Source organism: Flavobacterium sp. ZB4R12 (genome assembly GCF_048276375.1).
GTDB classification, from domain to species: domain Bacteria; phylum Bacteroidota; class Bacteroidia; order Flavobacteriales; family Flavobacteriaceae; genus Flavobacterium; species Flavobacterium gawalongense.
Window position 1 is genome coordinate 74,404 of the sequence record NZ_JBLNKS010000019.1, and the last position, 12,073, is coordinate 86,476.

Genomic DNA, 12,073 nt, shown 5'->3' on the forward strand with positions numbered 1-12,073 from the left:
ATGGAAAATAAAACATTCACCATTTCTGTTTATTCAGAAAACAACGTTGGCTTATTAAACAGAATATCAGGAATATTCTTGAAACGTCATATCAATATTTTAAGTTTAAATGTATCCGAATCAGAAATAGAAAATGTTTCCCGATTCATCATTGTAGTGGATACAACTGAAAAATGGGTACAAAATATTGTAGGCCAAATCGAAAAACAAATCGAAGTAATCAAAGCCTTTTATCATGTGGATGAAGAAACTATTTTCTTGGAAAGTGCTTTGTTCAAAATAAATTCGAGTTTGTTATTTGACGAAAGACAAATACAAAATATCATCAAAGAAAGTCATTCAGAAATTGTTACCGTATCAAGAGACTTTTTTGTAATTTCAAAATCAGGAAGACGCTCTGAGATTGAAGAACTATATGGGAAATTAAAACCTTTCGGAATCATGCAGTTTGTACGTTCAGGAAGAATATCTGTTTCCAAAGAAAAAATGGAAATATCAACGTTATTAGAAGAGCTTAAATAGAATTCATTTTGCACTAACACTTTATCGTGCTATTGCAATAATCAAAATTTCAATTATTAAATTTTAAAATCATTAAATAAAAAAAGATGGCAAATTATTTCAATTCATTACCACTTAGATTACAATTAGAACAATTAGGCGTTTGCGAATTCATGGATCAATCAGAATTTGCAAATGGTATAACAGCATTAGCAGGAAAAAAAGTAGTTATCGTAGGTTGTGGAGCTCAAGGTTTGAACCAAGGTTTGAACATGAGAGATTCAGGTTTAGATATTTCTTACGCATTGCGTGCAGAAGCAATTGCACAAAAAAGAGCTTCTTTTATGAATGCTGCTGATAATGGTTTCAAAGTGGGAACTTATGAAGAATTAATTCCAACTGCTGATTTGGTTTGTAACCTTACACCAGATAAACAACATACTGCTGTAGTAACAGCAATCATGCCTTTGATGAAAAATGGTTCAACATTAGCATATTCTCATGGTTTTAATATCGTAGAAGAAGGAATGCAAATTCGTAAAGACATCACTGTAATTATGTGTGCTCCTAAATGTCCAGGATCTGAGGTTCGTGAAGAATATAAAAGAGGTTTTGGTGTGCCAACATTAATCGCAGTTCACCCTGAAAATGATCCAAACGGAGAAGGTTTCGAACAAGCAAAAGCATATGCAGTTGCTACCGGTGGTCACAAAGCAGGAGTTTTGAACTCTTCATTTGTAGCCGAAGTTAAATCGGATTTAATGGGAGAACAAACCATTCTTTGTGGAATGTTACAAACAGGTTCAATTTTATGTTTCGACAAAATGGTTGAAAAAGGAATCGAGCCAGCTTATGCTTCAAAATTAATTCAATACGGTTGGGAAACTGTAACTGAAGCTTTGAAACATGGTGGAATTACAAATATGATGGATCGTCTTTCAAATCCTGCAAAAATTGAAGCTTACGAATTAGCTGAAGAATTAAAAGATATTATGCGTCCGTTGTTTCAAAAACATATGGATGATATTATCTCTGGTGAGTTTTCAAGAAATATGATGATTGACTGGGCTAATGATGATATCAATTTATTGACTTGGAGAGCTGCAACTGCAGAAACAAATTTTGAAAAAACGGCTCCAACAGCTGCTCATATTTCAGAACAAGAATATTTTGACAATGGAGTTTTGATGATTGCCATGGTTAAAGCTGGTGTTGAATTGGCTTTCGAAACGATGACACAATCAGGAATTATTGAAGAATCTGCGTACTACGAATCTTTGCATGAATTGCCTTTGATTGCTAATACTGTAGCAAGAAAAAAATTATATGAAATGAACAGAATCATTTCGGATACTGCTGAATATGGTTGTTATTTATTTGACCATGCTTGTAAGCCTTTATTGGTTGATTTTATGAAAACTGTAGACACAAACGTAATTGGTAAACCATTCTCAACTTCTAACGGAGTAGATAATGCAGTTCTTATTGCTGTAAATAATAGTATCCGTCAACATCCTATTGAAGAAGTAGGAGAGTGGTTGAGAGAATCGATGACCGCTATGAAAAAAATAGGTTAATAAAAAACAGGAATTACCACACATGAGGTGTGTTGGGATTTGCATTATATCATTTGAATCCATAATATTTTGAATTAGTAAGCACTTATTAAAAGAGAAAGATAAAATGCATATTACGTTCACTTAACTTAAAACGAGCTGAGAGTTAAGTGAAGTAATTCCTTATATTTAAAAATAAATTTGTTACTATCTTTTTAATATTGAAAATATATTTTAAGATGTTCCTAATTGAAGTTGTAATAAAGCACTTTTTTATTGCAAAAATTATTTGTTGTTAAATTTTGTTGAGATAAAAGGCGGGGTAGGAAATCTATCTCGCTTTTTTTGTTTTTATCATAATTTCAAAAAATACTGAAAAACGAACAAATTGTCATTAAAAAGTTATTTTTTTTATTTAATATTTAAATTTCTATAGGAATTTATAATTTAAATAATTTTAAGAATAGCTTGAGATTTAATACTTTTATAAAAAATTAAAAAACATGAGCTACTATAAAATTGATAATTTAGAACAATATTTTAAACATTATAATAAATCAGTTCGTGAGCCCAGAAAATTTTGGGGTAAAATAGCAGAAGAAAATTTCACTTGGTACCAACAATGGGATAAAGTTGTCGATTTTAATATGGCTGAAGCCGAAGTAAAATGGTTTACTGAAGCTAAAGTAAATATGACTAAAAACTGTATCGATAGACATCTTGCTAAAAGAGGTGAAAAAACGGCTATTATTTTTGAACCGAATGATCCAACAGAAACTGCATTACATATAACATATAATGAATTGCACCAACGTGTTTGCAAAATGGCAAACGTATTGCGCGAACAAGGCATAAAAAAAGGAGATCGTGTTTGTATTTATTTACCAATGATTCCTGAATTGGCTATTACAACTTTGGCTTGTGCGAGAATCGGTGCGATACATTCAGTTGTTTTTGCTGGATTTTCGTCTTCTGCTGTGGCAACAAGAATAAATGACAGTGAATGCAAAATGGTTATTACTTCAGATGGTGGTTACAGAGGAAATAAAACCATTGATTTAAAAGGGATAATTGACGAGGCATTGTTAAGCTGTCCAAGTGTTTCAACTGTCTTGGTTGTAAAAAGAACTAACACTTCGGTAAACATGAAAGAAGGTCGTGACCAATGGTTGCAACCTCTTTTAGAAGCAGCATCGGATAATAATGTAGCTGAAATTATGGATGCTGAAGATCCATTGTTTATTCTTTACACTTCAGGTTCAACCGGAAAACCTAAAGGAATGGTACATACCACTGCAGGTTACATGGTGTACACTGCTTACACGTTTAAAAATGTTTTTAATCATGAGGAAAACGACATTTTTTGGTGTACCGCTGATATAGGCTGGATTACTGGACATTCTTACACTCTATATGGTCCATTATTAAATGGTGGGACAACCGTTATTTTTGAAGGCGTTCCTTCTTATCCTGATTTTAGTCGTTTCTGGGAAATTATCGAAAAACATAAAGTTACCCAGTTTTACACTGCACCAACGGCTATTCGTGCTTTAGCAAAAGAAAGCTTAGAATATGTACAAAAATTCCCTTTAAAATCATTAAAAGTAATCGGTTCAGTAGGGGAGCCAATCAATGAAGAAGCTTGGCACTGGTATAATGACCATGTTGGAGATAAAAGATGTCCCGTTGTGGATACGTGGTGGCAAACGGAAACAGGTGGAATTATGATTTCTCCAATCGCATTTGTTACCCCAACAAAACCAACCTATGCTACTTTACCATTACCTGGAATTCAACCCGTATTGATGGATGAAAAACGAAATGAAATAGAAGGCAATCAAGTAGTAGGTAGTTTATGTATCAAATTCCCATGGCCTGGAATAGCGAGAACCATTTGGGGAGATCATCAACGGTATAAAGACACTTATTTTTCTACCTTTCCAGGCAAATATTTCACTGGTGACGGTGCTCTACGTGATGAAGTAGGGTATTACAGAATTACAGGTCGTGTAGATGATGTGGTTATCGTTTCGGGACATAATTTAGGAACAGCGCCTATTGAAGATGCGATTAATGAGCATCCGGCAGTTGCTGAGTCAGCAATTGTTGGATTTCCTCATGATATCAAAGGAAATGCATTATACGGTTTTGTAATTCTAAAAGAAACGGGAGAAACTAGAAATAAAGAAAATCTTATCAAAGAAATAAATCAACACATAACGGATCACATTGGTCCAATTGCTAAACTGGATAAAATTCAATTTGTTTCCGGTTTGCCAAAAACACGTTCCGGAAAAATTATGCGTAGGATTCTTCGCAAAATTGCCGAAGGTGATTATTCTAATTTTGGTGATATTTCAACTTTATTGAATCCTGAGGTTGTAGAGGAAATAAAAGGAGGAAAATTGTAAATTAATTAAAAGCTGTTTGTAATAAAACAGCTTTTTTTGAATTATACTTTTTGAGAAACTCTAAAAATAATTTTAAAAGAAAAAAATCACTTTTATTAGACAACAAAAAATCAATTAATTATGTAAGTTTTATATTAAATAATATAGCTACATTCTGAAACAAATACCTAAATTTACTTCTCTATGAAAAATAAGGAAGTCTTAATTATTGGTGGCGGTTTAGCAGGTTTGACTGCAGCAATTCATTTATCCAAAGTTGGATTTCAAATTACCGTTGTAGAAAAAAATGAATTTCCAAAACATAAAGTTTGTGGCGAATATATTTCTAATGAAGTTTTGCCTTATCTCAATTGGCTCGATTTGAAAATAACTGATTTATGTCCTACAGCTATTACAAAACTTGAATTTTCAACAGTCAGCGGAAAGAAAATTAAGAGTATTTTACCTCTCGGTGGATTTGGAATTAGTCGCTATACTCTAGATGAACACTTATGCACTAAAGCAATTGCAAATGGTTGTAAAATCATTCCGGATACAGTAGAAACAATTGTTTTTGAGAATGAAATATTTACCGTAACTACTTTAAATAAAGCCATTTTAAAATCTGAAATTGTGATAGGATCCTTTGGTAAACGTTCTACTATTGATCAAAAACTAAATCGTAATTTTATTCAGAAGAAATCACCATGGTTGGCCGTCAAAGCTCATTATTCAGGAGATTTCCCTAGTGATTTGGTTGGATTGTATAACTTTAAAGGCGGTTATTGTGGTGTTTCAAAAGTAGAAAATGATGTAATTAATATTTGTTATTTAGCAGATTACGAAACCTTCAAACAGTTTAAAAATGTTGATGAATATCAAAATAACGTTGTTTATCAAAACCCACATTTAAAAACAATTTTTGAAAAAAGTAACTTGCTTTTCGAGAAACCATTAACAATCAGTCAAATTTCTTTCGAAAAAAAACAAGCTGTTGAGAATCATATTTTAATGATTGGAGATACAGCCGGATTAATCCATCCTTTGTGTGGTAATGGCATGGCAATGGCAATTCATAGTGCTAAAATTGTTTCTGAATTATTGGAGAAATATTGCAATAACGAAATCAAATCCAGAAACGAATTAGAAGAAAAATACACTCAAGAATGGAGTTTTAATTTTAGTAAAAGATTGGGAATGGGAAGATTTTTATCAACTCTTTTGCAAAAGAAAAAACTATCAGGAGCATTGACGTATATATTAATTATATTTCCGTTTTTATTGTCGAAAATTATTAAAAAAACGCACGGAACCCCCATAATTTTAAACTCATAGATGTTTATAAATACAAAATACAGAACTGATGAACCTGAAACTATGGACGATTTTACCATGGAAGGAGAAATCTTACGTGATGCGTTAGATAAAATAGCCAAAATCAATCAGCTTTTAGGTGGAAACCTGTTAACTTTACGAGGCGTTCAGGATTTGATTAAGGATATTCCAAAATCAAATGAAATTAGTATTGTAGATGTAGGTTGTGGCAATGGCGATATGTTGCGAACATTGGCGGATTTTGGATTAAAAAATAATCTAAAATTTCAATTAATTGGTATAGATGCTAATAATTTTACGATCAACCATGCGCGAAAATTATCTAAAAAATATTCTAATATATCGTACCAATGTGAAGATATATTTGATAAACCTTTTGGAGAATTAAAATACGATATCATTCTGTGTACTTTGACATTACATCATTTTAAAGACAATGAAATTATTTATTTATTAAATGTATTTAATACCAATTCGAATATTGGAATTGTTATAAATGACTTGCAAAGAAGTGCTGTTGCTTATCGGTTGTTTCAGGCATTATGTTTTGTTTTTAGATTAAATGATATGTCACGGGAAGATGGATTAATTTCAATTTTACGAGGTTTTAAAAAAGAAGAACTAGTTAGTTTTTCAGAAAAATTAAATTTTAGCAACTATAAAATTCATTGGAAATGGGCGTTTCGCTACCAGTGGATAATTTCGAAAATATGAGTGTAAAAATAAAAACCGTTACAAAACAATTACCAAAATACTTCCGAACAACTGAAGAAATCATTCCATTTTTGGATGCTTGGTTAGTCGGACAAGACGAACGTTTTATCAGGAAAGTAAAAAAAATATTTGAAGGTGCTGCTGTTGATAAGCGATACTCAATTATGGATCCAATTGCCGTTTTTACGAAAACTTCTTTTGAAGAAAGAAATGATATTTATGTTCGTGAAGTTATTGATTTAGGTGAGAAAGTATTAGAAAAAGCATTAAAAAAGGTCAATTGGAATCCAGAAGATTTGGACTATATTATTACGGTGAGTTGCACTGGAATTATGATTCCGTCATTGGATGCTTATTTAATTAATAAATTGAAATTACGTCAGGATATCGTACGGCTTCCAGTAACTGAAATGGGTTGTGCAGCTGGAATTTCAGGAATAATTTATGCCAAAAATTTCCTGCAGGCTAATCCTGGAAAACGGGCTGCGGTAATCGCGGTTGAAAGTCCAACAGCGACCTTTCAATTAGATGATTTTTCGATGGCAAATATTGTAAGCGCGGCTATTTTTGGTGATGGCGCGGCTTGTGTTTTGCTTTCTTCACACGAAGCAGATGATGGCCCGGAAATTCTTGCGGATGAAATGTATCATTTCTATGATAATATTCATATGATGGGTTTTAAACTGACGAATTCTGGTTTACAAATGGTATTAGATATAGAAGTTCCAGAAACTATTGCATCGCATTTTCCGGATATTATTAATCCTTTTTTAGAGAAGAATAATCAAACAATTGATACAATCGATCATTTGATTTTTCATCCAGGCGGAAAAAAAATTGTTCAAACAGTGGAAGCTTTATTTTTTGATTTAGGAAAGAATATAAACGATACCAAAGAAGTTTTGCGTTTGTATGGAAATATGTCAAGTGCGACGGTTCTGTATGTTTTGGAGCGAATTATGGACAGTAACCCTAAAAAAGGAGCAAAAGGATTGATGCTGAGTTTTGGTCCGGGATTTTCAGCTCAAAGAGTTTTGTTACAGTTCTAATAGTCAATCTTATTATTTCGACGAATGTGAAATGATAAAAAAGTAAAATATGACAAAACAAGAAATTATATCAAAATTACCGTATTCCAAACCCTTTCTGTTTGTCGATGAGATTGTTCAAATCAATGAAAATGGAGCGGAAGGAAGGTATACTTTTGATGGAAATTTAGATTTTTATGAAGGTCATTTTAAAGACAATCCAGTAACTCCAGGTGTAATTTTGACCGAAGTTATGGCGCAAATCGGATTAGTTTGTCTCGGAATATTTTTATTGAATGATACATTTAACACAACGACTTCAATTGCTTTAACATCAACGGAAATAAATTTTTTAAAACCTGTTTTTCCAAATGAAAAAGTGACTGTAATTTCAGAAAAAATATATTTCAGATTCGGAAAATTAAAGTGTAAAGTGAGGATGATAAATGAAAGAGAAGAAACTGTTTGTATGGGAACAATAGCAGGAATGATAGTTTGATATTTTAGATTTTTTATTGAAATTATTATTATTTTAATTGTTTATTGACATTAAATTTAAACTGTAAATGCAAAAAAGAGTAGTTATAACCGGTCTTGGTGTTGTTGCTCCAAATGGAGTTGGACTTGATGCGTTTACTCATGCCATCAAAAACGGAATTTCTGGAATAAAGCATGATGCCGAGTTGGAAAGGTTACAATTTTCCTGTCAAATTGCTGGAAAACCTGAAATTTCAACTGAATTAGCATTGCAATATTTCTCGGAATTAGAGTTGAGAAATTTCAATTCCACTGGAATTTTATATGGAGTTATTGCCGGAATTGATGCTTGGAAAGATGCAGGTTTAGCTGTAGAAGTCAATGAAGAACCAGATTGGGATAGCGGAACCATTTTTGGAACAGGAACTTCTGGAATTGATAAATTTCGCGAGAGCATTTATAAAATAGATGATTTTCAAACCCGAAGATTAGGGAGTACAGCCGTGGCGCAAACTATGAATAGTGGCGTGAGTGCTTATTTGGGAGGGAAATTAGGATTAGGAAATCAAGTCACTACCAATTCTTCGGCATGCACAACAGGAACTGAAAGTATTTTGATGGCGTATGAACGGATAAAATCAGGACAGGCAAAACGCATTTTGGCAGGAAGTACAAGTGATTCCGGTCCTTATATTTGGGGCGGATTTGATGCGATGAAAGTCTGTACTTTTAAACATAATTTATCCCCTGAACAAGGGTCAAGACCTATGAGTGCCAGCGCTTCGGGATTTGTTCCGGGAAGCGGAGCAGGGGCTTTAGTTTTGGAAGATTTAGAAAGTGCATTAGCAAGAGGTGCTAAAATCTACGCAGAAGTTTTAGGTGGAAATGTAAATTCTGGGGGGCAACGCGGATTAGGGACTATGACAGCTCCAAATCCGACAGCCGTTCAAAAATGCATTAAAAATGCTATTGAAAATGCTGGAATTTCAGCCAATGATATTGATGCTATAAACGGACATTTGACAGCCACATCAAAAGATAGTTTGGAGATTAAGAATTGGAGTGAAGCTTTGGACAGAAAAGGAAAAGAATTTCCCTATATTAACTCCTTAAAATCAATGGTAGGACATTGCTTGTCAGGAGCGGGGAGTATAGAAAGTGTGGCCTCAGTGTTGCAATTGCATGAAGGATTTGTTTTCCCGAATATCAATTGTGAAGATTTAAACCCTGAAATTACCGCTCTAATTGACGAGTCAAGAATTCCAAGACAATTGATTGAAAAAGAATTGAATATCATTGCAAAAGCAAGTTTTGGTTTTGGGGATGTGAATGGATGTGTGATTTTAAAAAAATATATTTAGCCACAGATTCACAAATTTGATATTTTAAATTTGAAATAAAATTAGTGAGTTAACCAGTTGGGTGTAATTAAATGATTTGTGATTTAATATTATTTATTGGTCTGTTAAAAATAAATTTATTAATATATTGAATCAATGTTAACGTTGTTATTTTTGCCTAAATTCTTGTTTTAAAATCTTCAAATGTTTTAGCATAAGTAATTTGATTAAAATAATGTCGTATATGTTTTTAGAGGCAAACTACATAGTCATTGAGGGTTTGACCCTATAAAATACGACAATATATCGTTCCTGTTACTTAATTTCTTCTTATCAGGAACTGGTAACATAATTGTGAAAAAAAAATCAATTCTTTTTCTTGATTTTCTAAAGATTTAAGGTGTGGTTTATAATTTTTTGATTAACTGTCATAGGTGTTTCTAATGTAAAATTTGTAGATTGAAAAAAAGTCTAATTGAATTGTTTTAGACAAATAATCTTTATCACCAATTCATTTTTACAGATTTTAATCGTGTTATAAGTGAAAATTTAGGTACAACATGAATTGCCTGCCATCGCTATAGTCCCGTTCGTACATGCAAAATAATTAAATAGAATCAGGAATAAAAAAATGCAGTTGTGATATTTTTTTCGCTCCTAATGTAAAACAGAACGATTTTATTATAAATTTATACTTTTATGAATCTAAATGAATTTTTAACTATGAAATCGAATAAAATCAGAAATTATTTTTTAAGTATAGCCTTATTTTCGGCTGCAGTTGCTATGGCACAACATGATTATGTGAACACACCACCAGCGGTTTCACCCATGCCCATGAAACCAGAAATGACCGAAATCTGGGAGCCGGAAGTAAAAGTAATCACTCCGGCTAAAAAGTTAGGAGACGCGCCTTCGGATGCGATTATTTTATTTGATGGGAAAAACTTAAATCAATGGGTGAGTCAAAAAGACGTTACCAAACCTGCGACTTGGAAAATAGTAAATAACGAATATATGGAAGTGATTCCGGGTTCAGGAGCTATTCAGACGAAAATGCAATTTGGAGATTGTCAATTGCACATCGAGTGGAGTGCACCTGATGTGGTTCTGGATGGCGGACAATGGAGAGGAAATAGTGGTATATTTTTGCAAAACAGATACGAACTCCAAGTATTGGATTCTTATAATAACAGAAGCTATAGTAATGGTCAAGCCGGAAGTATTTATAAAGATGTACCGCCTTTAGTCAATGCAATGAAAGCTCCTTTAGAATGGAATATGTACGATATTGTTTATACCGCGCCGCGCTTCAAAGCTGATGGAAGAATAGATGCACCGGCAAGAATCACGGTATTGCAAAATGGAGTGTTAGTTCAAAATAATGCAACTATAAGCGGATTGACACTTTATATTGGTTTACACAATTATCCTTCACCACATGGCGACGATGTAATTGCTTTACAAGAGCATGGTTGTAAGACGCAATTCAGAAACATCTGGATTAGAAAACTATAAAAAGAATTAAAAGGAGAGCTAAAAACTCTCCTTTTTTAATATTTATACTACTAACGAGAAGGTCTATTTTAGTGGATTCAAAATCACCATAACAAACGGTTTCTATTTTAAAGTCTAATTTCCTTATATTTGTTGACCAAAAAATAAAGTTATAGTGAGTCAAATCAATAAGCTAAAAATATTCAATGATCCCATTTATGGGTTTATTACCATCCCCAATGCCTTAATTTACGATTTAGTTCAGCATCCTTATTTTCAACGCTTGCGCCGTATTTCCCAAATGGGTTTGTCGTATTTGGTTTATCCTGGAGCAAATCACACTCGTTTTCATCATGCTTTAGGTTGCATGCACCTGATGCAAAAAGCGGTTGATGTATTGCGTTTTAAAGGTGTTTCCATATCTTCAGAGGAAGAAAATGCATTGTACATTGCCATTTTGTTACACGATATTGGTCACGGTCCGTTTTCACATGCGATGGAAAAAAGCATTGTCGAGGATGTGCATCATGAAGAAATATCATTGTTATTCATGAATCAACTGAATGTGGAATTCGACGGTCAGTTGAGTTTGGCCATTCAGGTTTTTAAAGGAGAATATGACAGAAAATTTATGTTGCAACTGATTTCCAGTCAATTGGATATGGATCGAATGGATTATTTGAAACGCGATAGTTTTTATTCGGGTGTGGCAGAAGGAAATGTGAATTCAGAGCGATTAATCCAAATGATGAATGTGGTCGATGATTTTTTGGTTATTGAAGAAAAAGGAATTTATTCTGTAGAAAAGTTCTTGATGTCCAGAAGATTAATGTATTGGCAGGCGTATTTGCACAAAACGAGTTTGGTAGCAGAGTTAATTTTGACGAAAGTCTTAAAACGTGCCAAAGAATTGACTTTAAAAGGAATTCAATTGCCTTGTAGCGAGCCGTTGCTTTTTTTTATGCAAAATAAAGTTACCTTAGACACTTTTGATACTGAAAACTTAGATTTGTTTTCCCAATTGGATGATTTTGATATCATTAGCGCTTTAAAATCTTGGCAAAAACAAGATGATTTTATATTGTCATCTTTAAGCAAAATGATTGTTAACAGGGATTTATGCGAATCAAGGGTTAAAATATTAAGTTTATAAAGGCAACTGCAATCTTTCCAAACAGATGTACTAATAATCCTTTTGTGGATCTAACCTTACTTGCTCTTTGAATATCTGTTTT

Annotated in this window: 9 protein-coding genes and 3 pseudogenes; 10 read left to right on the top strand and 2 right to left on the bottom strand. The window is 32.9% G+C overall.

The features are described 5' to 3' along the window. The 8 genes from ilvN to ACNO7W_RS14230 all read left to right on the top strand — a co-directional run bounded on the left by ilvN (position 1) and on the right by ACNO7W_RS14230 (position 9,362). Complete coding sequence (gene ilvN, locus ACNO7W_RS14195; RefSeq protein ID WP_314896702.1) at positions 1 to 522, top strand: acetolactate synthase small subunit; 522 nt, start codon at positions 1 to 3, stop codon at positions 520 to 522. An 86-nt stretch (positions 523 to 608) separates the two neighbouring features. Next, a complete protein-coding gene (gene ilvC, locus ACNO7W_RS14200) occupies positions 609 to 2,078 on the top strand; it encodes a ketol-acid reductoisomerase (protein ID WP_417938629.1) in 1,470 nt (489 codons plus the stop codon). Between the two features lie 482 nt (positions 2,079 to 2,560). Then, complete coding sequence (gene acs / locus ACNO7W_RS14205; RefSeq protein WP_417938630.1) at positions 2,561 to 4,468, top strand: acetate--CoA ligase; 1,908 nt, start codon at positions 2,561 to 2,563, stop codon at positions 4,466 to 4,468. Positions 4,469 to 4,651: 183 nt separating this feature from the next. Further along, positions 4,652 to 5,782, top strand: coding sequence for an NAD(P)/FAD-dependent oxidoreductase (locus ACNO7W_RS14210; RefSeq protein ID WP_143388505.1), 1,131 nt, complete (start codon positions 4,652 to 4,654; stop codon positions 5,780 to 5,782). Then, on the top strand, positions 5,783 to 6,496 hold the full coding sequence (locus ACNO7W_RS14215) for a methyltransferase domain-containing protein (protein WP_143388504.1): 714 nt from the start codon (positions 5,783 to 5,785) through the stop codon (positions 6,494 to 6,496). Next, a complete protein-coding gene (locus ACNO7W_RS14220; RefSeq protein ID WP_417938634.1) occupies positions 6,493 to 7,545 on the top strand; it encodes a type III polyketide synthase in 1,053 nt (350 codons plus the stop codon). Before ACNO7W_RS14215 ends, ACNO7W_RS14220 begins: the two co-directional genes overlap by 4 nt. A gap of 49 nt (positions 7,546 to 7,594) precedes the next feature. After that, positions 7,595 to 8,023 carry a 3-hydroxyacyl-ACP dehydratase FabZ family protein gene (locus ACNO7W_RS14225; protein ID WP_417938631.1) on the top strand — a complete coding sequence of 143 codons (429 nt, stop codon included), beginning with the start codon at positions 7,595 to 7,597 and terminating at the stop codon, positions 8,021 to 8,023. A gap of 67 nt (positions 8,024 to 8,090) precedes the next feature. Continuing rightward, positions 8,091 to 9,362: a beta-ketoacyl-[acyl-carrier-protein] synthase family protein gene (locus ACNO7W_RS14230; protein WP_417938632.1), complete on the top strand. Its 1,272-nt coding sequence runs from the start codon at positions 8,091 to 8,093 to the stop codon at positions 9,360 to 9,362. Between the two features lie 67 nt (positions 9,363 to 9,429). Here ACNO7W_RS14230 and ACNO7W_RS14235 read toward each other — a convergent pair. Both ACNO7W_RS14235 and ACNO7W_RS14240 read right to left on the bottom strand, forming a co-directional pair. After that, positions 9,430 to 9,558, bottom strand: a pseudogene (locus tag ACNO7W_RS14235) (IS982 family transposase); the annotation flags it as partial. Between the two features lie 105 nt (positions 9,559 to 9,663). Beyond that, positions 9,664 to 9,852 (bottom strand): annotated as a pseudogene (locus ACNO7W_RS14240) (IS982 family transposase); the annotation flags it as partial. A 212-nt stretch (positions 9,853 to 10,064) separates the two neighbouring features. Between ACNO7W_RS14240 and ACNO7W_RS14245 the strand changes: the two are divergent. Both ACNO7W_RS14245 and ACNO7W_RS14250 read left to right on the top strand, forming a co-directional pair. Continuing rightward, complete coding sequence (locus ACNO7W_RS14245; RefSeq protein WP_417938633.1) at positions 10,065 to 10,859, top strand: 3-keto-disaccharide hydrolase; 795 nt, start codon at positions 10,065 to 10,067, stop codon at positions 10,857 to 10,859. Positions 10,860 to 11,013: 154 nt separating this feature from the next. Beyond that, positions 11,014 to 11,973 (top strand): annotated as a pseudogene (locus ACNO7W_RS14250) (HD domain-containing protein); the annotation flags it as partial. Between the last annotated feature and the right edge of the window lie 100 nt (positions 11,974 to 12,073).